The sequence below is a fragment of the Verrucomicrobiia bacterium genome, assembly GCA_035489575.1.
Lineage (GTDB): Bacteria > Patescibacteriota > Saccharimonadia > Saccharimonadales > JAGQNK01 > DATHJY01.
In genome coordinates, this window is record DATHJY010000013.1 from 247,397 (window position 1) to 267,487 (window position 20,091).

At 50.0% G+C, this 20,091-nt stretch carries 20 protein-coding genes and 1 pseudogene; 4 read left to right on the forward strand and 17 right to left on the reverse strand.

Annotation, left to right across the window (positions count from 1 at the left end):
• Positions 1-105: 105 nt before the first annotated feature.
• The 5 genes from prfB to serS all read right to left on the reverse strand — a co-directional run bounded on the left by prfB (position 106) and on the right by serS (position 6,984).
• Positions 106-1,200 (reverse strand): peptide chain release factor 2, encoded by a 1,095-nt coding sequence (gene prfB, locus VK694_07115; GenBank protein HTE58488.1) that lies wholly within the window; start codon positions 1,198-1,200, stop codon positions 106-108.
• 10 nt (positions 1,201-1,210) lie between these two features.
• Positions 1,211-2,515 (reverse strand): insulinase family protein, encoded by a 1,305-nt coding sequence (locus tag VK694_07120; protein HTE58489.1) that lies wholly within the window; start codon positions 2,513-2,515, stop codon positions 1,211-1,213.
• 2 nt (positions 2,516-2,517) lie between these two features.
• Positions 2,518-5,118: a preprotein translocase subunit SecA gene (secA, locus tag VK694_07125; GenBank protein ID HTE58490.1), complete on the reverse strand. Its 2,601-nt coding sequence runs from the start codon at positions 5,116-5,118 to the stop codon at positions 2,518-2,520.
• A gap of 160 nt (positions 5,119-5,278) precedes the next feature.
• Complete coding sequence (raiA, locus tag VK694_07130) at positions 5,279-5,650, reverse strand: ribosome-associated translation inhibitor RaiA (protein ID HTE58491.1); 372 nt, start codon at positions 5,648-5,650, stop codon at positions 5,279-5,281.
• Positions 5,651-5,688: 38 nt separating this feature from the next.
• Positions 5,689-6,984, reverse strand: a complete 1,296-nt coding sequence (gene serS, locus VK694_07135) for a serine--tRNA ligase (protein ID HTE58492.1) — start codon at positions 6,982-6,984, stop codon at positions 5,689-5,691.
• A gap of 131 nt (positions 6,985-7,115) precedes the next feature.
• On the opposite strand from serS, the gene VK694_07140 reads away from it, so the two are divergent.
• Positions 7,116-7,502, forward strand: coding sequence for a hypothetical protein (locus tag VK694_07140; protein ID HTE58493.1), 387 nt, complete (start codon positions 7,116-7,118; stop codon positions 7,500-7,502).
• Between the two features lie 13 nt (positions 7,503-7,515).
• Here the strand turns inward: VK694_07140 and VK694_07145 are convergent, their stop codons facing one another.
• The 4 genes from VK694_07145 to msrA form a co-directional block, all read right to left on the reverse strand.
• The gene (locus VK694_07145; protein HTE58494.1) at positions 7,516-8,298 is read right to left on the reverse strand and encodes a PD-(D/E)XK nuclease family protein; all 783 of its coding nucleotides are present in this window, start codon (positions 8,296-8,298) and stop codon (positions 7,516-7,518) included.
• Between the two features lie 7 nt (positions 8,299-8,305).
• Positions 8,306-9,004 (reverse strand): RsmE family RNA methyltransferase, encoded by a 699-nt coding sequence (locus tag VK694_07150; protein ID HTE58495.1) that lies wholly within the window; start codon positions 9,002-9,004, stop codon positions 8,306-8,308.
• A 24-nt stretch (positions 9,005-9,028) separates the two neighbouring features.
• Complete coding sequence (gene heR, locus VK694_07155) at positions 9,029-9,928, reverse strand: heliorhodopsin HeR (GenBank protein HTE58496.1); 900 nt, start codon at positions 9,926-9,928, stop codon at positions 9,029-9,031.
• A gap of 91 nt (positions 9,929-10,019) precedes the next feature.
• Positions 10,020-10,502 (reverse strand): peptide-methionine (S)-S-oxide reductase MsrA, encoded by a 483-nt coding sequence (gene msrA / locus VK694_07160; GenBank protein HTE58497.1) that lies wholly within the window; start codon positions 10,500-10,502, stop codon positions 10,020-10,022.
• A gap of 93 nt (positions 10,503-10,595) precedes the next feature.
• Between msrA and VK694_07165 the strand changes: the two genes are divergently transcribed.
• Positions 10,596-11,081 carry a peptidoglycan-binding domain-containing protein gene (locus tag VK694_07165; GenBank protein ID HTE58498.1) on the forward strand — a complete coding sequence of 162 codons (486 nt, stop codon included), beginning with the start codon at positions 10,596-10,598 and terminating at the stop codon, positions 11,079-11,081.
• A gap of 205 nt (positions 11,082-11,286) precedes the next feature.
• Here VK694_07165 and greA read toward each other — a convergent pair whose 3' ends face one another.
• From greA to rpsB, 8 genes are all read right to left on the reverse strand, one after another.
• A complete protein-coding gene (gene greA / locus VK694_07170; GenBank protein ID HTE58499.1) occupies positions 11,287-11,745 on the reverse strand; it encodes a transcription elongation factor GreA in 459 nt (152 codons plus the stop codon).
• A 67-nt stretch (positions 11,746-11,812) separates the two neighbouring features.
• Positions 11,813-13,519 (reverse strand): proline--tRNA ligase, encoded by a 1,707-nt coding sequence (gene proS, locus VK694_07175; GenBank protein ID HTE58500.1) that lies wholly within the window; start codon positions 13,517-13,519, stop codon positions 11,813-11,815.
• A 142-nt stretch (positions 13,520-13,661) separates the two neighbouring features.
• Positions 13,662-14,444 carry a type II CAAX endopeptidase family protein gene (locus VK694_07180; GenBank protein HTE58501.1) on the reverse strand — a complete coding sequence of 261 codons (783 nt, stop codon included), beginning with the start codon at positions 14,442-14,444 and terminating at the stop codon, positions 13,662-13,664.
• A 2-nt stretch (positions 14,445-14,446) separates the two neighbouring features.
• Positions 14,447-15,571, reverse strand: coding sequence for a M50 family metallopeptidase (locus VK694_07185; protein ID HTE58502.1), 1,125 nt, complete (start codon positions 15,569-15,571; stop codon positions 14,447-14,449).
• Between the two features lie 34 nt (positions 15,572-15,605).
• A complete protein-coding gene (gene uppS / locus VK694_07190) occupies positions 15,606-16,301 on the reverse strand; it encodes a polyprenyl diphosphate synthase (GenBank protein ID HTE58503.1) in 696 nt (231 codons plus the stop codon).
• Positions 16,302-16,319: 18 nt separating this feature from the next.
• On the reverse strand, positions 16,320-16,883 hold the full coding sequence (gene frr / locus VK694_07195) for a ribosome recycling factor (protein HTE58504.1): 564 nt from the start codon (positions 16,881-16,883) through the stop codon (positions 16,320-16,322).
• 30 nt (positions 16,884-16,913) lie between these two features.
• Positions 16,914-17,516, reverse strand: a complete 603-nt coding sequence (locus tag VK694_07200) for a translation elongation factor Ts (protein HTE58505.1) — start codon at positions 17,514-17,516, stop codon at positions 16,914-16,916.
• Complete coding sequence (gene rpsB / locus VK694_07205) at positions 17,516-18,256, reverse strand: 30S ribosomal protein S2 (GenBank protein HTE58506.1); 741 nt, start codon at positions 18,254-18,256, stop codon at positions 17,516-17,518. Before rpsB ends, VK694_07200 begins: the two co-directional genes overlap by 1 nt.
• A gap of 236 nt (positions 18,257-18,492) precedes the next feature.
• Between rpsB and VK694_07210 the strand changes: the two are divergent.
• A pseudogene (locus VK694_07210) lies at positions 18,493-18,723 on the forward strand (type B 50S ribosomal protein L31).
• A gap of 270 nt (positions 18,724-18,993) precedes the next feature.
• A complete protein-coding gene (gene prfA, locus VK694_07215; GenBank protein ID HTE58507.1) occupies positions 18,994-20,049 on the forward strand; it encodes a peptide chain release factor 1 in 1,056 nt (351 codons plus the stop codon).
• The last annotated feature ends 42 nt before the right edge of the window (positions 20,050-20,091 follow it).

A 20,091-nucleotide genomic window follows, 5' to 3' on the forward strand; every position in this document is an offset into this window, starting at 1 on the left:
CCTTTTCGGCACTAAAAAGCCTCAGGATCAGCGATGCATTTGTATATGGACGGTCGGCTAGACCACCCCACTCCCCTCTATACAGGTATATGCATCGCTTTTTCTTTATGAAGATTTAGCACCTAGTTGGTGTTCGAGGTAGGTGTCGATGAACGAGTCTAGCTTACCATCCAGCACTGCGTCCGGATCGCTGGTCTCGTGCCGAGTCCGCAAGTCTTTTACTTGTTTGTACGGGTGCAATACGTAGCTTCGGATCTGGTTACCCCACTCGGCTGACTGGTTAGGACCTTTTAATTCACTCAGCTTTTCGGCGTGTTGCTCCATTTTCAGGTGTGCCAAGCGCGAACGTAAGATTGTCATAGCCGTCTCTTTGTTCTGCAACTGAGAACGTTCGTTTTGGATCACCACTACAATGTTCGTCGGTATGTGAGTAATGCGCACCGCCGAATCAGTGGTGTTAACGCTCTGGCCACCGTGACCACCGCTGCGAAAAACGTCTATTTTTAGCTCTTTCTCATCTATGTGAACATCGTCGGGTCGGTCTATTTCCGGCAGTATTTCCACTTTGGCAAAACTAGTCTGTCGCAAGTTGTCTGCGTTAAAGGGGCTCAGGCGCACCAGACGGTGCACGCCGTGCTCTCCTTTGAGCCGTCCATACACAAAGTCACCGGTGATTTCCAGGGTAGTACTTTTTATACCTGCTTCGTCACCAGCCGACTCATCAATAACTTGGACCCCATAGTCATGCCCCTCGGCCCACCGAACATACATGCGCAGCAACATCTGCGCCCAATCTTGGGCGTCGGTACCGCCTGCCCCGGCATGAATACTCAGCAGTGCATTATTGCCATCAAACACTCCCGAAAATCTAAGCTGCTTTTTCAGTGCGCCAAAAGTACGCCCCGCCTCTTCAAATTGTTTCTGGATATCCGGTGTTAAGCTTTCGTCTTTTAGGTTCAGCAAATCAACCAAGTCATCTACTAGTTGGCGCAGTTCAAGCCATGGCTTGGTACGATTCTCTAACCCAGCAATCTGCTTCATGATATCTTGCGCCTGCGCACTGTCTGCCCAGAAGTCAGGAGTGCTAGCCCTTTCCTGAAGCTTGGCGAGTTCGACAGCTTGTTCAGAGATACGAAGCTTCTGACAGGCAGTACGAATGTCTGCCTGTAATTCTTTGGAGTGCTTTAGTAACTGCTCCATGGCAGAAGCATTACACTTTTACTTTCGGCTGCTGCCACAACGGGCGTACCTGCTGCTGCAGTGTCTGCGCAAAATCTTCGCCGCAACTGCCGAGCGCGCCCATACCCCATACTTTTTCGTCAAACATCTGACGCGAAACCTGTACTATGCGTTCTTTGGTAACAGCTTCTATGCGTTCTGGTATTTTGTAGTAATCGTCTACGGCTTCATCGAAGAAGTAACGCCCGCTGTAACCACCAGCGGTACCCCCAACAGTCTGGCCGCTTCGTTGGTAGCGTCCAAGAGCATATTGCTTGGCGCTCGTAACGTCTTTGTCGGCGACCTGTGCCTCAAACACTAACTGCAGTTCACGCTCGATGATATCAAATAGGGCTGTAGCGTTCTTGGGCATAACCTGCGCGCCAAACCACCAGTTGCTGCTGTCTTTTGTTTGGCCGAATCCCGAACTCATGCCGTACACCAAACCTCGCTCTCGGGCCGTGCCTAAGATTCTCGAATACAGTGTCTCGGTCAGCATCATGTTGATAAGGCTCAGTGCATCTACCTCGGTCTCTTCCATCCGTCGCTGCATAAAGGTGTCTACATAGAAATAGACATTTTCGACAGTATCATTATGAATATACAACGGCTTTTTGAGGGTTACAGGCTGTTCGTGCGGCAGCTCAAGTCGGGCATCTCCCAGGGGCAGTTCAACATTTTCTAGAAGCGTCTGCAAGAGCTTGCGTCGGTCTGGCGGCAGGTTGCCTGCTATCACAAAGCGCAGATTCTTGGAAGTGTGCGTGTTGTAGTAGTGGCGACGAATATCATCAATCTTGACATTTTCCATGAGCTGCAGGCGCTGTTGGTCGGTCATAACCTTAAAGCCATAGGCCTGCCGAAGCCCGAGACTGAGGTGTCGGAAGTGGTTGTTTGATCGGGCCGTCAGCTCCTCGCGTACATTACCAAACTCAGCTTCGAACTCTTCCTCTAGGAATAGTGGTTTGGTAATCGCAATCAGCAGCAAATCGACAATCCGATCCCACTCAAAGTCTGCACATTCGGCCTCGTAGGTTATGTCATAGCTACCGGTACTGGCATTGTTGTAGGCACCATTTTTCTCGAACTCTGCCTGGAACAAACGTGATTTTGGAAGCAGTTCATTTGCGCCCAGCAGTACATGCTCCATGAGGTGAGGCGTTTCCCACTTTTCCTTTTTTACCAGGTATTCACCAGCCCTGAAATTTAACTCGAAGGACATCACACTGGCATCTGGACAATGGATAAATAAGCCCTTAATGCCATTTAGTAGACTTATCTCATGTACGGTGTGCTTCAATTCTATTTACGCTTTCGGCTTTTAGCTTTTGTTTTACGCTGTCGTTCGGCCTTTCGGGCCTTTTTGCGTTTCACGGTGGTTTGTTTCTGAGCTTCTAGCTCGGCTTTGTGCGGGACAAAGTCAGCCTCTACGTATTCTTCGGCCTTTAGGATTTTGTCGGCATTATCAACCGATCCGCGGGCTGCTTTGGTGAGCTCGGTCTCGATAGCCCTGTCTAGTTCGGCTGGTTCGGCATGGAACAAGGCCCTGAGGACATCATGACGCAGGGTCTGTTGCATTTCTTCGAACATGCGCTGAGCCTGACGACGATACTCCACCAACGGGTCACGCTGTCCCACACTGATCCAGTGAATTCCCTCACGCAAGTGGTCCATGCTTTCGAGGTGCTGCATCCATAGGTTATCCAGTACTTGTAGATAGATGTCACGCTCAACCTTGCGCATGATCTCGTCGGTAAATGCAGTCTCGCGTCCTTCGTACAGTTCGAGTGCTTTTGCCTGCAGCACCTTGCCAAACTGGTCAGATGGCGCGTCAAACAGTGTGTCTAGCGTCTTCTCGTCGAGTGGGAATACCTCGGTAACAAGCGTCTCGAAGGTATCACTCAGCAGCATAGGTGAACCCGCCAAAGCCTTGGCCTCTTCCTCTATGAACACCCTGATACGCTTCTTGACGTCGGCTTGCTTTAGGATCTCCCGGCGCATGATATAGGTAGCTTTGCGGTGACGGTTCATGACATCGTCGTACTGCACCACATTTTTGCGGGCGTCGAAGTTGTACCCCTCTACCTTCTTCTGGGCTCCTTCAAGACTCTTGCTGATCACCCTGTTTTCTATAGGTGTCTCGTCGTCGACTCCCAGCCGATTCATGATGCCAGCAATGCGCTCACCACCAAAGATACGCATGAGGTCGTCCTCTGTACTCACAAAAAATTGGCTCGCTCCCGGATCACCCTGGCGCCCGGCTCGGCCACGTAGCTGGTTATCGACACGGCGGGACTCGTTACGCTCGGTACCAATTACGAACAGTCCACCAAGGTCTTTTACACCCTCGCCCAGAACAATGTCAGTACCACGTCCAGCAATGTTGGTTGCCAATGTAACGGCGCCCTTCTGGCCGGCCTTTGCAACAATAGCAGCTTCGCGCTCGTTGTTCTTGGCGTTCAGCATCTGGTGCGGAATCTTAGCTTTGGTTAGCGCCTGCTCGAGGGCTTCGTTCTTTTCGATGGTGGCAGTACCAACTAAGACGGGTTGTCCTTTTTCGTGTAGTTCTGCAATGTGACCTACGATAGCGCTGAACTTGCCAGCTTCTGATCGGTAAATACGATCAATAAGATCCTTGCGTACCACTGGCTGGTTAGACGGTATCTCTACTACATCAAGCTTGTAGATCTGATGAAACTCTTCTGCTTCTGTTAGGGCTGTACCGGTCATGCCAGACAGTTTTTCATATAGACGGAAATAGTTCTGGAAAGAAATAGTAGCAAGTGTCATGGACTCTTCCTGTACTTCTACGCCCTCCTTGGCTTCGATTGCCTGGTGCAGCCCTTCGTTATATCGACGTCCTTTTAGCAGACGACCAGTGAACTCGTCGACGATAACTACTTCGCCGTCGCTCGATACCACGTAATCTTTGTCACGCTTAAAGAGCGCTTGGGCTCGCAGCGCCTGGTCTAGGTGATAAATTGTACGAATGTTGTCAGTACCGTAAAGATTTTTGACACCTAAGATTTTCTCTACGTGGTCGATTCCCTCGTCGGTTAATGCCAGCTGTTTGTGCTTTTCGTCAACTTCGTAATCTTCGTCACGCTTGAGCTGACGAACAACTTTAGAGAACTGCGCATAAGAACTACCGCTGGTTACAGATGGAGCAGATATGATCAGTGGCGTACGAGCCTCATCAATAAGGATCGAATCTGCCTCGTCAACGATTGCAAAATGAAGGTCACGTTGGCGCAGCTGGTCGACTTCGCGGACCATGTTGTCACGCAGATAATCAAATCCATATTCGTTATTGGTACCGTACGTGATGTCGGCGGCGTAAGCCTCCTGACGCGTGCATGGCTTGAGGTGGCGGAAGCGTTCGTCGTCATGCTCGTTATCAGTAAAGTTGGGGTCATATATGTAGGACTGGTCAGGGATAATGACGCCGACGCTCATGCCCAGAAAACCATAGACTGGGCCCATCCATCCTGCACCTATTCGGGCTAGATAGTCGTTAACGGTTACAAGGTGAGCGCCCTTACCCGCCAGGGCATTTAAATATAATGGCAGGGTCGCGACAAGCGTCTTGCCCTCACCTGTCTTCATTTCCGCAATACTGCCTTCGTGCAGCGCCATGCCACCAATCAGCTGCACATCAAAATGACGCTGACCGAGCGTACGGCCAGCTGCCTCGCGGACAGCCGCAAAGGCTTCTGGTAATAATTTGTCGAGCGATTCCTTGGCGAGTCGCTTTTTATACTTATCGGTTTGCGCCTTTAGCTGAGCATCCGACATTTTTTTGTACGTGTCAGTCAACGCGTTTATTTCGTGGACGCGCTTCTTTAACCGCTTCAGTGTTCGCACTTGTGGGTCACCAAGAACCCGCTTGAGGACTTTCTTCACTTAAACCTCCCTCTCTGATTTTCGGCCGTTGCAGGATGAATCCATCTCATGTTTTCTACAGCCTCGTGCCACCGTTGAACAGAGCAAGACAAAAAATGGATTCAATGGCACTATTGTACAGCACAAGGGGTGGCTCATGCCATGTCTTTTTATGCGTATTCTAAAGTGAATTCTGGGGTGCCCGACGCAGCCTTGCAAGGACGCGCCTGTGGATGCGTAAATTACTTCGGGTTTCTTTGTATTTTTTGAGCTGATTCTTCAATTTGGCCTCTACGATATCAACTGCCGCAAAAATGTTCATGGTTGTTTCTTTTGTGGCCAGCGTATCTTTAGGCAGGTGCAGCACCACTTCGCAGGTCAGCTCTTTTTTGGTCTTGATCTTGGCCTCTTTTAGAAACACTTCTGCGTGTGCGCTTTCTCGGACATGACGCGACATATAGTGGTCAAGTTTACCGATTTTCTTGGTGACATAGTCGTGCAGTTTCTTGTCCACGTCCATATGAACGCCGGTAATTTCGAGCTTCTGAATCATGTCGCCTCCTCACTTTTTTGAATGTTCTTCAGGGGAACCTAGATAACCTCTCTTCCGCCCATGTAAGGCCTAAGTACCTCTGGTACTAGTATACTCCCATCTTGCTGCTGGTTATTTTCGAGAATGGCAATAAGCGGCCGCTGCGAGAATACGGTTGCATCATTGGTGTGGACTAGTTCCACTGTGCCATCTTGACGACGGACTCGTGTCTTCATGGCCCTTGCCTGATAGTCGGTTATATAGTCGGCTGTGTGAGTTTCGCGGTATGCGTTTTGGCCAGGTAGCCAGGCCTCGATATCTACACCCTTGGCATTCGGACGACCGATATCGGCAGTACACTTCTCTAGCACGTGATACGGCAGCCCCAACTGCGCCATAAGATATTCCTGGATAGCCACCATAAACAAATGTTCATCCAGTGATGTCTCGGCCGTGGTGAAGCTCTCCATCTCTAGCTTATTGAATTGGTGTAGCCTGAAGATGCCTTCCGTATCTTTGCCATACGTGCCAGATTCCCTACGGAAAGCGGTCGTATACCCAACATATCGAATAGGCAGCTCTGCTTCAAGCAAAACCTCGTTTAGGTACATGGGCGAGATAGTATGTTCAGCGCTTGCATTGAGCCACAGATCTTCGTCTTCTATTTTGTATGTCTGCTCTTCTCGGTTGAGCCGTCCCGTAGCCTCAAACACCGACTTCTTGGCAACTGCCGGGGGCAAAACTGGGATAAATGGTTTGGTGCTAACAGTGAGGTCATTGTCTTTTGCTATCTGCTGCAAGATCTCTTCGTTGCCTAGCACATCCATACCAAATTGCCATAGGGCAAACTCTAATCGCACCAGGTCACCTTTGGTATACACAAAACGGGCCCCAGCAATCTTTGCAGCTCTTTCTTTATCGAGCCACCCCTTGGCTTCGGCGATTTGTGCATGGTTTTTTGGCTCAAATTCAAAGTGAGGTGGTTCACCTACAACCTTAGTTACTACATTTTCTTCTTCTGTAGCTCCAACCGGTACAGTATCGAGTGGCATATTTGGCACCGCTTTAAGCAGTACAAAAAACTCTTCTTCTACGGCATGTAGCTGATGCTCTAGGTCGGTTAGTTGGTCCCTCACGGCCTTGCCTTCGGCAATCTGCGTATCGGATGGACGCTGACCTTTTGTACTTTCCGACAGCTCATTGCGACGATGGCGAAGATCTTCTACTTGCTGCAGTAGTTCTCTGCGGCTCTTATCAAACCCCAGCAGTTGCTGGACGTCGATGTCATAGCCTTTTTGCTTGGACTTCTCTTGGACAAGTTCAGCATTGTCCCGGATAAACTGTATATCTAGCATGTCGCCTATTATATAGGACTTTCGCATTTTCCTATTGATGCCAGCTTGCAATCTGAGTACACGTAGCCCACCCCAAAGCTCACTCTTATCCATGTTTTATTTCTGTTTATGGTTTAATGGAGAGGTATCTTATGAACCCTAATGAACCACAAAACCAGCAGGCTCCGCAGACGCCGCCGGCCGCAATTCCTGTCCACGACGCTCCTGCGCCAGAGCCTATTCAGCCCCGGCCACTTCTATCAAACCCGCCAACAGAAGCGCTTGTTCCCTCTGTACCCCCAGCCAATCCAACGCCAGTTGTTACCCCGCAACCAGCCGCACCACCTCCGATAAATGCAGTGTATTCAATGGGCTCGATAGAGGCGAAGCAGGCCAATCATCGCACTCGTCAGTTAATAGCACTTGCAGTAATCACCGTTGCTCTGGCGCTTATTGGAGGCGGTGTCATTTTGATGCTCCAAATGAATAATCATTCCCCAGAAAATCACACCCCCACCCAGCACGAAGCAATGCCCTGACCCGTTACCGGGACTATTTCTTCTGACGCTGCTTGATAGCCGCTAGTGTCAGTTGCGCACGAGCGCGGGCATAGGCGCAGTAGTCACACTCGCCACCCATCGCGGCCGATCCTACGGGCGGCATGTCGCCCTCCATGCACTGTTTCATCTTCTCGAGCGTGGGCTCAACCCACGCGGCGTTCCCGATATAGGGAATGATTTTTGTCTTGAATTCTACCTTGTCATAAAATCCGTCCAGATCTATTCGTCCGTTTGCGTAGACAAAGTATCCGGTATCGTTTACCTCGAAGCCGTTTTGGCGCAGCAGCCATTGGTAGACCTCTAGTTGACGCTTGTAGCTTATCTGCCAATCAGAATCTATGCTCACTTCCCTGTCTTTGGCGGTCGCCTTGTAGTCGACAACTATCAGTTTTCCCTCGTCATCTACCCACGCGTCATCAATAGCCCCAAACACATGCAGGTTAGTCGGCTCATGGATCGAAACCACCCCCACAAAATTTTCCCGCCATTGATCTAGGTTGTCGTGCGTAAATGGTACTGCCTTGACCCCGAACTCGACCATTATTGGATGCGGCTCACTTTTAGTGCGATAGCTGTCGAATTCTTTTTTGAGCAGCTCATCTATGGCTTTGTTGATATTGAACGGCGGGGTGTTGGGGCGGGTTATTTTGAGCCGTGTATCCAGCCAGAAACAGCGTGGACACTGCATATAGAGCTCAATCTTGCTGCGACTGACCTTGAATGGTGTTTTCTGGCCAGGCCGATATGGCTGGCTACGTTCCCTCCAGTAATTCATCAGAACTTTATTGTAGCAGTTTTCTGGCCAACGCGAGGCCTGCGGCTTCTGGCGAAAGGGCGTTTTCAGATACCATTAAATGCCTGAGGTTTTTCTGCGCAAAAAGTTGTTTCTCGGCGTCCGACCACCCGCCCTCGGGCGCTATCAAGACACCACAGCGGCTGGCGAGTTTTTGGGGCGTGCCCTCCGACTGTTCCGGCTTATACATATACAGCTCTACTTTATCCCCTAGCTGGTCCAGGGCGGTTGCAACACGCATAGGTTCACGCACCGTAGGTACATCGCTTCGCCCAGATGCTTCGGCTTCACGCCGTACACTCTTCATTGCTTCTTGGTGGCTAAAGTCGACTTTTTCCGCCCCGCCTACTAGCAACGGCACGAAGTGACTCACTCCCAGGGCAGTAGCCTTGCGAAGCAGTTCATCGTTTCTCTTGCTGTCTCGTAGTGACCACAGCAGATACACCTGCCGCTTAGGCAGCCTACGCTCAAAGTCAGTTACATACAGAAGGCGCGCTTCTGTTTTTTCTAGCTTTTCGATGCGATATAAACGCTCATGTTGCTGTCCATCGAACAGAATAACCTGCTCGCCAGCCTTAATTTCAGCAGCATGCCATCGCTCCAACAAATCCTGATCATGTAACCAGAAATCATGCTTGAGTTCGACATTCTGTACGTAGAAACGGTGTAATGTATCTGCCTCTGGCATAGCGAGCCTGCGACCGTTGACCGACTAGCGAATACCGGCTATCAAGATTGCAGCAAAAGCTACCTTTGTCAGCACACCTATGACGGCGTAGTTGCGCTCTACTACCGTGTAGCTGGCGCTTGTACCACTCTTCTTGAATTGTTGGCGTTGATTCCAGGCAATAAGACTAAACCCAGCCAAGCTTGAGGCATAGAGAGCGTATACGTACCATGGCGAGCGAACAGCTCCATAGACTACGGTCGACACAGCATAAGCTGCCAGCAGCACCCAAGGCAATACCCCGCTGAACAAACTCACCGCGTAAGCACTCCAAACAGGCCTATCGCTGGCATTATTTTGGCGCTCTGCAACCAGACCAAGCAAACAAGTTACGAGCATCAGACCGCCCATAAGCTTCAGTACGAATAGATCCTGAACGCCACTCAAAAGCGCAATAGTCTCTACCATCAGGGCCGCCGTAACACCTAGATCCAGCCATCGGTATGGAACCATCCGCGTATTACGCACGTAGGTGCTGTAGGCTTGCTCCAGTTTTGTGATATACAGCAGAGGCAACACAGCAGATACCAGCATGGTTGCGACTACGAGCCATCGCACCTCGATGTCGTATAGCACGTGCACGGCTGGTGCGAATACAGTAGTGTCTATGCTTGCCAGATCGTCACGAGCCCAGAGACCAACAGTAGTTTGGTAACTGCTTGAACCCATCATAACTCCCGCCAGTAGGGCAAGCAGTACAAACGCAACTGCTGATACAATATGCCATTTGCGTAGACTCAGCATACTTGGCGCTGATTTTGAGGTTGTTGTTACCACGCTTGCGGATACTGACCTTGTAGCTTTCTTTGTTGCGGGCTTTTTAGTCGCTGCAGCTTTGGTAGTTTTGGTTTTTGCCTTGGTAGATTTCTTTGTAGTTGTAGCCATGTAAAGGAGTATACCAGAATTTTGAGAGGGAATATCCCCTCTCAACGCGCGGCGCTCGAAATAAATTCAAGCTCCGGCTGCTCTCCCCTGGCTACGACAGGGCCTTATAGGGTACGTGGCACATGCCGTGCCCTGTTTTCTCGGCAAACTTTTGGTGATATTCCTCTGCTGGATAGAATTCTGAGGCGGCTGTTATTTCGGTCACGATGGGCTTGTCGAACGCCCGCCCTGACTCGTCACGAAGGACTGTGGCTATGGTCCGCTGGTGGTCATCCATGACAAAAAGAGCACTACGATAACTATCACCAATGTCTGGCCCTTGCCTATTTAGTTGCGTGGGATCGTGCATGTAGAAGAACTGCCTTACGAGCGTCTCATAACTTACCACCTTCGGGTCAAACTCAATCAATACCGCTTCTGCGTGGCCCGTTGTATGTGTGAGGACCTGCTCGTAAGCAGGGTTTTTGGTATTCCCACCCGTATAGCCAGCTGTAGTTTTTACGACGCCTGGTACCTGGTCAAAATAGTATTGCACACCCCAGAAGCAACCAGCCGCAAATAATGCCTGTTCCATAGTACCTTAGTATAATGCAGGATTTAACCTTGTGCTTTTAATGCTTTATGATAATAATTAATCACCAAATCAAATATAAGGAGGGTTATCCATATGAAGCAAGGACTAAAAGTAGCAGCACTTGTTGCAGTAAGTCTTGGAATTATCGCCGGGCCCATGACGTACAAAGCCAACGCAGCCTCTACTACGTATGTTGTAGATCCTGCCTTCGAGGCCTGCACACAGAAAGTTCTCGTTGAACAGCGACGTCCCTTCAAGAAAGACAACTGCGCAGAACGCGTTCAGCGATTTTTGAACCAGTATAAATTCCTGATGGGTGCAAATGGCGATAGCAACAAGGTGCCTCGCGCATGGACGACATTAGCAATTGATAAAAAGTATGGACCCCTCACCCGCAAAACCGTGCAAGAATACCAGCGACTCAAGCAAAACGACTCAGACCCCAGCGCCCACTCCGGACCAGTAGACGGCAAAGTTGGTAAGCTTACCTGGGCAAGCATCAGAAGAGACTGCGTTGATACTTGGGCAGCACGCAACTTCCGCTCTAATGTCTGCTACAAACGTGTTACCAATCGCTAAGAACCTGTTCAAGATCTCGCTTTTGATTCCAAGCTCGTCCTATTTCGAGTGACAATTCGTTCTGGATTGTCTTTCCCCCATGAAACAGGTTTCGCAGGGACCCCGTCTGGCGTAACCGTAGTTACGTTACGGCTGACGAGCCAGAGCGAATTGGCGCCGGAAGGGGTGGGTTTGAGGCAAAATTGGAAACCTTGACAGGCTCTAACTAGGCAATGTCTACAATCTTGTAAAAGGCTGTTTCGGCAGGGGTTTTGATCTCTACTTCTTCACCTTCTTTTTTGCCCAGTAGGGCACGACCGATAGGTGACTCGTCTGATATCTTCCCATTCAAAGGATCGGCTTCTACTGTTCCAACCACTTGGAACTCTTTGGTGCGACCATTGCTGGCAAGCTGAACCATTGAACCCAGCTGGACTTTGCTGTCCCCTTTGGGTTTTTTAATGATTTCTACATTTTGCAAAATATTCTCAACCTCGGCAATTCTGCTCTCTACTCGTTCTTGCTCTTGTCTAGCAGAACTATACTCGGCATTTTCGCTCAGGTCACCAAACTCTCGGGCAGTTTTGATACGTTCGGCAATAGGACCACGCTGAGCGGTTAATTCCGCTAGCTCGGCCTGTAGTTCAGTTACGCCCTCGTTGGTTAGGTAAAATTGTTTTTTCATACTAAGATGCTCTCCTTTCAGATGGTCTGATTCTCTGTCCCACGGTTAATATTATTGTAACAAATAATTACTTCTTGGTCAGCGCCTGGACCAGTTCATCGATACCCATAGTGCGTGCGTGTTCTTCAGTACGCGCTTTGAGTTCGTGCTGGCTGGCTTCTACCGTTTTCTTACTGACCACTATCCTATATGGGATGCCCATCAGGTCTGCATCTGCAAATTTCTCGCCCGGACGCATGTCGCGGTCATCATATAGTACCGCAACCCTGGCCTCAGTCAAGCGATTATATATCTCATCCGCTGTCTTTACGACATCTGCCTCATTTCCAATGCGAACGATGGATACCCTTGCAGGAGCGACATTTTCCGGCCATATAAGCCCTCTTTCATCAGAAAACTTCTCTGCCACAACCCCCATGAGTCGTGAGACACCAATGCCATAGGAACCCAGGTGCACGAATTGCTTCTCGCCTGCCTCGTTAGTGAAGGTAAAATTCATGTCTTCGCTTTTTTGGGTACCAAAGTTGAAGATATTACCCACCTCTGCAGTCTTCTGTACAGAATACACCTCTCCGGTATCTGGATGCCTATCACCCTGACGAGCCACCTTGATGTCATGGTAGGTGTCTGGCTCGGGCAGATCACGTCCCCAGTTCACGTTGATACTGTGATGGTGCGTGTGGTTTGCCCCCATCTCGAAATTAGCCCTATCCTGACACGACTCATCTACAACGATCTGCACATCCCCTGACAGCCCAAGCAGACCAGCATAGCCCACTTCGGCTCCAGTGACTCGCTTCACGGTTGCCTCGTCCGCAAGCGCAATACTGGCCGCACCCACCACCGCCTTTAACTTGTCTTCGTTGATGTCATAGCCGCCACGCACTGCTGCGGCTACCACTTTGCCGGCATCGGTTACATAGAGCATGGTCTTTGTGGTTTTTTCTACTGGGATCTTCAGAAACTTGGCGAGTGGCTCAACCCCAATGAGGTCTTTGCCCTCGACCTCTTCCATAGGCAGAGGAATTTCGTCAGATTTTACGGCCGGTGCTTGCGCAGGAGCGATTTCTTGGTTAAACGCCTCGCCTGTTGAGGGGATCTGGAAGATATAATCTTCACCGGCGTCACAGACGGTCTGGAACTCGTGGCTAAACTGCGTAAAAGCTCCGCCGCTGGCAAAAGTGATATGTGTGTCATCTTTAAGCCCGAGCCTTTCATAGACGCGCATATAGGCTTCTATGGAGGCCTGGTAGAACTTTTCGTGGTGCTCTGCGTCAACACTACACGAGTACATATCTTTCATGAGGAATTCGCGACCACGCATGACACCACTCTTGGCGCGCAGCTCATTGCGCAACTTGGTTTGGAATTGATAGACAGTAATGGGCAGGTCCCGATAGCTGCCAAGATGCTGCTTGATCATCTCTATAATGGGCTCTTCGTGTGACCACCCAAACCCAACTTCGCTCCCATCCTTCAGCTTAGATTTAAACCAAATATCAACAATCTCGTCATTCCAGCGATCAGTCACTTCCCAGGTCGCCTTCGGCTGTAAGCTGGTCATGAGTAGCTCCTGCCCTCCTATGACGTCCATCTCTTCGCGTACGATCTGTTTGATATTCTCGATAACCATCAAACCAAGTGGCAAGTAACTGTACGCTCCAGCCATTTCTTTGTGGATATAACCAGCCCGGATAAGCAGTTGGGCATTTTTAGCCTTCTCATCTGCCGGGACGTTTTTGCGCGTCTTGGTAAATAACACTGATAGTCTCATCTATTCATCTCCCTGTTAAACACTATAAAATCTGAGCAAAGAAAATTTACGGCCGAGGGGCCGGCATGGGGCACTGATAAGTACAGAGGAGGTGCTGTTTGTGCATGTTGACGACATTGTAGCAAAAAAGTCCACCCTTGTCCTAGCTAACATGGAAGATAAACAGCACCGAGAAGGCTGCTAGGTTCTTGAACATATGGATATAAATAGCCGGCCACAGGCTGCCAGCCTTTTGGCGCACATACACCAAGACCAGCGACAAGACGAGCGTATCCGCGGCTGCGATCCACAGCAGCTGGCTGCCGGTACCAAACTGCAGGTGGGCCGCGGCAAAGAGAATACTGGTTATGAGCGCCGCAATAGCCAAGGGCAAACGAGATCGTAAGCCGGTGTAGAGGAACCCCCTGCAGATTATTTCTTCAACCAGCGGCGGCAAGATAACCAAACTGATAAATATCAGCCCCAGCTCGGGCAGCGTATTACCCGCCTTGCCAAAGCCTATTTGCTGCTCCTGCCCCACGTCCACCGCATTCACGAACCGCTCGAAGAACATACTCAGGCCCAAGAAACAGACAAAATAGAACACATATCCCTTGGCAGCCGTCCAGACATCTTGCGCCCGAGGACGAATAAGCCCGATATCAGCCCAACCGGACTTGCGGCTTTTCAGAAACTTCCAGATAAGCCACACGCTGACAGCTTCTGTAATAACCACAGCTATAAATTGTGCATCTACAGAATTAGTAACCCACTGGTCCCGCTGTGCCGCCGTCCACCCCCGCATGCCTGGGTATAGTGCAATAAAGACTCCGGCGCAGATTTGGGCCGCGAAATAGACAGCCACTGTCACAAACACAGCGGCTATAGGACCCCAATGAACCCTTCGGCCTGGGTCGCCCGGTTGCTTTTCTGTCACCTGCTCCATACCTAGAAGAACCGTTTTACGTCGACAACCGTGATCAGCAAGAATAAGAGCATGAGGACCGCAAATCCCGTGCCATGGATAAAGTCTTCGGTTCGCTGCGACAGCGGCTTACGCAAGCCGTGATATATCAACGTCACAAAGAGCCGTCCGCCATCTAGGGCCGGTATGGGTAGGATATTCATAATTGCGAGCGTCAGCGAGATGATAGCGATAATGAGCAGCACAAATTGATATCCCATAAGACTGCCGTTACGCAATATAAAGAAAATGCCGACCGGGCCGCTCACTTGCTCGCTTGCCTTGCCGGTCTCTCCCTTAAAGAGGTTGCCCAAGGCACTGCCCAGGCCCTTGAAGGTTTCTACGGTAAATTGTTTTATCAATCCCCCGGCTACAATTGGTGCCGACCATGTTGACCGCCGCAAGACGTATTCCGAAGGTGACACGCCCAGGTATCCTTTGGGTTCGTCTGATTTCTTGCTCGACTCTACCTCGTCTTTTGTCCGCAAGACCGTGGATGCAGTGGTTGTCTTGCCGTCCCTGACATAGGTAATCTGCACTTCTTTACCTGCAAATTGCTGAGTCAGATCAGGCAAGGGTTCTCCTGACGAAAGCTCTCGGACGGTGTCACCCTGACGGATAAATAAGAGCTGATCCCTCTCCTGCAAGCCCGCCTTTTGGGCCGGTGAGTCGGCTTCGACAGTAGCCACAAGCAGCTTTTGTTGGGTGACCTTAGTGTCACGCGCCACGGTGAATTGGTTATCGAGCAGTTGCGGCATGCCAGCGACCGCCACAATAGTCAGCACTACAAAGGCGGTTGCCAAATTCATGACCACCCCTGCTACCATAATATATATCTTGGTATTTAGACGAGCTGCACCAAAACTACCCGGCTCTTTATCGGCATCATGCTCGCCCTTCAGGCGCACAAATCCGCCCAAGGGCAGCCAGTTGAGCGTATATTCGGTACCGTGCTTTTTGGTCAGTACTTTGGCGCGCGGCGGAAAGCCAATGCCAAATTCTTCCACCTTAACCCCGCCACGGCGGGCCATCACAAAGTGACCGATCTCATGAATTACCACCAGCCCAACAAACAGGAACAACCCAATTACAAGTAAGAATATAGACATGTGTGACTAGTATATAGTTTTTTGCCTTATGCTTCTAGCGTCCGATGCGTCGTTCGCGGTCGCTATATTCGGCCAGAACCCTATCCAGATCTTGTTCGCTAAAGTCTGGCCAAAATTTGTCGACAAAGCAAAGCTCGGCATAAGCCGACCGATACAACATAAAACCACTCAATCGTTGCTCGCCAGACGTACGAATCAGCAGGTCAACCGGAGGGACGGCTGGAGCGTAGAGTGCCTGCTCAAAAACCTCCTTGGTAATCTCTTCTGCTTTTTTGCCCGCTGTTATCAAAGCACGGGTAGCATCCAAGATTTCTTGCTGGCCTCCATAATTAAAGCAGAGCGCCAGTGTACCCCCGGTATTATCCTGTGTTTCGCGTACGGCCTTCTGAATACCGTTCAGTAGTTTTTTACCAATGCGATCTTTGCTGCCAAGCCAGGCTAGCCGAATATTTTCTTTTTGGAGGTCTTTCAGGTCCCTATCCAAGAAATGGGATGCCAATCCCATCAAGTGCTCGACCTCATCGGCAGTGCGGTGCCAATTTTCCGTAGAGAATACAAAAACCGAGACATACTTTACGCCCCTATCGAACGCAGCCTTCGAAATAGCTTTTAGGGCTGTGTGGCCTCTTCTGTGCCCTTCGAGTACTGGTAGGCCGTTTTCCTTAGCCCATCGACGATTGCCGTCCAATACAAACCCAACGTGATTTGGTATGTAACTTGGGTTAGTCATATGTGTCAAATTGGCTTTTTAAACCGTCATGATATCCGATTCTTTGGCTTTGGCGGCCACTTCGGCATCTGACTTAGCTTTGTTCATGGCATCGTCCACCTGTTTTTCCAGGCGCTTTGCCTCGTCTTCGCTCACGTCTTTGTCTTTCTTGGCCTGATCAATGGTGCGAATAGCCTCATGCCGCACATTGCGCAAAGCCACCATGCAGTCCTCTACCTTGCCGCCTAGCAGCTTGGCGTATTCGCGACGACGATCCTCTGTGAGGGGAGGAATAGGAACGCGAACGACTCGACCATCATCCATCGGATTCATGCCCAGCGACGGATTGTCACGAATGGCACTGGAAATTGCCTGCAGGTTATTAGGGTCAAAAGGAGTAATCTGAAGCAGCTGCGCCTCGGGAGCTGTGACATTAGCTACTTGCACTAAGGGCATTGGCGTACCATATGCCTGGATAGTGACACCATCGAGCATGCTCGGATGGGCCCGCCCTGTTCTGACTTTCTTAAGTTCTTCCTGGAAGTGGCTCACCGCCGTGTGGAACTTTTGTGTTGCGGTGGCAACAATTTGGTCTGGATTCATCTAAGAGGCTCCTTGACTTACGCTTCTATTCTACTCAGAAACTTCGCCTAACGCCATTCGGCTAAACCGTCGGATAATAATATTCTCACCAAGCTTAGCAATATGTTCTTTGACGTAGTCGCCAACGGACTGATCCGGATTCTTAACATAAGGCTGATCAAGCAAACAGCGCTCGGCAAAGTGTTTCTTCAGCATACCTTCTACGATGTTATCGATCATATTTTCTGGCTTGCCTTCTGCTTTTGCCTTTTCGGTGAATTCGGCACGCTTAGAGTCTTTGGCACCAGCCGACACACTATCTGCGCTTACAAATTCAGGGCTGCTAGCAGCAATATGCATGGCTAGGTCTTTTACTAGAGTAGTAAAGAGCTCGTTGCGAGCAACGAAGTCTGTTTCGCAATTTACCTCAAGAAGCACTCCTATGCGGCTGTCGTGGTTATAGGTACCGATAATACCGGCGCGCGCTTCTCTTTCGCCACGCTTTTCCGCCTTGGTAAGTCCCTTTTTGCGCATTGCCGCAAGTGCGGCGTCAAAATTACCGTCCACCTCGACCAATGCAGCTTTTGCGTCAGTGATCCCTACGCCAGTAAGCTCGCGTAATCTTTTGATTTCATCGATTGTAATGTCTGCCATTATTTTTCAACGCTCTCTTTATCAGCTGCCTTCTCGGCTTTGTTCGCATGTGCGGATTTGCCGGCCTCCAGAGCAGCCTGCACATAATCAGCAATCAACTGAATTGTCTTTATGGCGTCGTCGTTGCACGGTATGGCGTAGTCCGCAAGACTTGGATCAGCATTGGTGTCCACCAACGCAATTACAGGAACGTTAAGCTTGCGGGCTTCACGAACAGCGTTCATGTCGTGAGTTACATCAGTTACAAAAACAGCGCCTAATCGAGCAGCAAGATTCTTGATACCACCGTACATGTGGTTCATTTCATCGATCTCTTCCTGGAAACGCTGAATCTCGAGCTTGTTATACTTGGCAGCCAACTGGCCACTTTCCATCTTTGCTTCAAGGTCCTTCAGGTGTTTGACCCGGCCACCAATGGTATTACGGTTAGTCAGCATGCCACCCAGCCAACGCTCTACAACAAAAGGTTGGTTGGTGTCTTCGGCCAGCTTCTTAACAATATCGTGGGCCTGGCGCTTGGTACCAACGAGCAAGACCTGCTTGCCTTCTGATGCCAGCTTTTCAATAAATGCCAGAGCCTCTTCGAGCGCACTAACTGTTTGCGTCAGGTCAATAATGTGCGTACCCCCACGCTTACTGTGAATATAAGGCGCCATCTTGGGGTGCCAGCGGCTAGACTTGTGCCCAAAATGCGCACCTGCCTCTAAAAGTTTTTTAATGTCTACATCAACCGTAGCCATGATAGGTATCTCCTTATCCTTTATCCTCGTCTGGGTGCCCGTGCGGTCCTCACAAGGTGTCGCACAGGAGGATGATCTCCCAGACTGTTTGATTTAATATCAGGATCAATGATAACAGATACGTAACAGATTGACAATACTTCCCATTTGCGATAAAGTAATCACGTTTAATGCTGACTGCAGCCCCGGCTCGCTGCTAACCAGCCACACCCACTAAGGAGCTAAGGAAAATTATTATGAAAAAAGATCTACATCCAGCAAACTACCGCTTCGTAGTTTTCCAAGACCTTAACAACAGCACGACTTTCCTAACCAAGTCGACTGTTGCTACCGACGAAACCATCAAACTTGATGGGATCGAATATCCACTTGTCAAAGTGCATATCTCTAGCGCTTCTCACCCCTTCTTTACTGGCCAAGAGAAGCTGGTAGATATCGAAGGTCGCGTAGACAAATTCAAGGCACGCCAAGAGGCCGCCAAAGCCCGCGCAGATGCAATGAAGAAAGCTGCTGGCAAGTCGCGTGCTAAAACGCCAAAGGCCGACGAGACTCAAAAAATCGGCACCCTGAAGCGCAAAACCAGCAAGTAACGCTGCCCCGTAACCACCTTCTAGTGTTTCTGGAGGGTAGTTTTACAATTTTGCGGTCAGCAAAAGTGTATACAGAGCCAAAGAAATCCAATCTTATAGGATGAAAGATTTCTTTGCGCGAAGTAATATATATACTAAGGATGTCTCATGGAAGAAAAAGAACTGCATTTGCGAGAAGAACTGCAAAGCCTGCAAGCAAAATTGCAGGATCCTGCTATCTTTTCTTCGAAAGAATACCCCAAGCTTGCAAAGCGGCAGGCCGAGCTGGAGCGTATCACTGGCCTCTTTGATGAACGAAAGAAGTTAGAAGCAGCCCACAAGCAAGCGTCTGAGTTAATCAACGGCGATGACGAACTAGCAGAGCTTGCGCAAGAAGAGCTCCAGAGCACCGAAGCTGCTCTGGTCGTTAACGAGACCCGTCTCACGGAAGCCCTCACCCCCAAAGACCCTAACGATCAGCGGGACGTTATAGTAGAGATCCGGGCTGCCGCAGGTGGCGATGAGTCCAGCCTGTTCGCAGGTGAGTTGTATCGCATGTATATGCGGTGGTGCGAGACGCGCAAATATAAAACAGACCTACTGAGTGACAGCCCAAATGAAGTCGGCGGCTTCAAAGAGATAATCTTTGCAGTTCGTGGCACAGATGCCTACCGCAACCTGAAGTTTGAAGCTGGCGTTCACAGAGTGCAGCGTGTTCCGACCACAGAATCCCAGGGACGCATTCATACCAGCACCGTCACAGTCTCGGTCCTGCCAGAGGCCGAAGAAACAGACATAGAAATCAGCCCTGGTGACTTGCGTATTGATGTGTATCGCAGCAGTGGACATGGCGGGCAGAGCGTAAATACCACCGACTCAGCGGTCCGCATTACTCACCTGCCAACCGGGCTGGTAGTGACCTGCCAGGACGAGAAGTCCCAGATCAAGAATAAAGAAAAAGCCCTGGGGGTATTGCGCGCCCGACTACTGCAAATGAAAATCGAAGATGAGCAAAAAGAATTATCGGATGCACGCAAAAAACTGATCGGGTCCGGGGATCGTTCGGAGAAGATTCGTACCTATAACTTTCCCCAAGATCGCATTACTGACCACCGTATAGGCTACTCTCGTAGCAATATACCAGGTGCTCTGAGCGGCGATATCGACGACATCATCGCACAACTTCATGACTACGAACGCCAGCTTATTAACAGTGAAAGTTAAGTATATGTGCTACACTAATCTTCAACAATTTGGGGTAAAAAA

Coding starts and splice junctions, on each gene's coding strand:
- prfB (HTE58488.1), bottom strand. CDS start 1,200: ATGGAGCAGTTACTAAAGCACTCCAAAGAATTACAGGCAGACATTCGT.
- raiA (HTE58491.1), bottom strand. CDS start 5,650: ATGATTCAGAAGCTCGAAATTACCGGCGTTCATATGGACGTGGACAAG.
- serS (HTE58492.1), bottom strand. CDS start 6,984: ATGCTAGATATACAGTTTATCCGGGACAATGCTGAACTTGTCCAAGAG.
- VK694_07140 (HTE58493.1), top strand. CDS start 7,116: ATGAACCCTAATGAACCACAAAACCAGCAGGCTCCGCAGACGCCGCCG.
- VK694_07145 (HTE58494.1), bottom strand. CDS start 8,298: ATGAATTACTGGAGGGAACGTAGCCAGCCATATCGGCCTGGCCAGAAA.
- VK694_07150 (HTE58495.1), bottom strand. CDS start 9,004: ATGCCAGAGGCAGATACATTACACCGTTTCTACGTACAGAATGTCGAA.
- heR (HTE58496.1), bottom strand. CDS start 9,928: ATGGCTACAACTACAAAGAAATCTACCAAGGCAAAAACCAAAACTACC.
- msrA (HTE58497.1), bottom strand. CDS start 10,502: ATGGAACAGGCATTATTTGCGGCTGGTTGCTTCTGGGGTGTGCAATAC.
- VK694_07165 (HTE58498.1), top strand. CDS start 10,596: ATGAAGCAAGGACTAAAAGTAGCAGCACTTGTTGCAGTAAGTCTTGGA.
- greA (HTE58499.1), bottom strand. CDS start 11,745: ATGAAAAAACAATTTTACCTAACCAACGAGGGCGTAACTGAACTACAG.
- proS (HTE58500.1), bottom strand. CDS start 13,519: ATGAGACTATCAGTGTTATTTACCAAGACGCGCAAAAACGTCCCGGCA.
- VK694_07180 (HTE58501.1), bottom strand. CDS start 14,444: ATGGAGCAGGTGACAGAAAAGCAACCGGGCGACCCAGGCCGAAGGGTT.
- VK694_07185 (HTE58502.1), bottom strand. CDS start 15,571: ATGTCTATATTCTTACTTGTAATTGGGTTGTTCCTGTTTGTTGGGCTG.
- uppS (HTE58503.1), bottom strand. CDS start 16,301: ATGACTAACCCAAGTTACATACCAAATCACGTTGGGTTTGTATTGGAC.
- frr (HTE58504.1), bottom strand. CDS start 16,883: ATGAATCCAGACCAAATTGTTGCCACCGCAACACAAAAGTTCCACACG.
- VK694_07200 (HTE58505.1), bottom strand. CDS start 17,516: ATGGCAGACATTACAATCGATGAAATCAAAAGATTACGCGAGCTTACT.
- rpsB (HTE58506.1), bottom strand. CDS start 18,256: ATGGCTACGGTTGATGTAGACATTAAAAAACTTTTAGAGGCAGGTGCG.
- prfA (HTE58507.1), top strand. CDS start 18,994: ATGGAAGAAAAAGAACTGCATTTGCGAGAAGAACTGCAAAGCCTGCAA.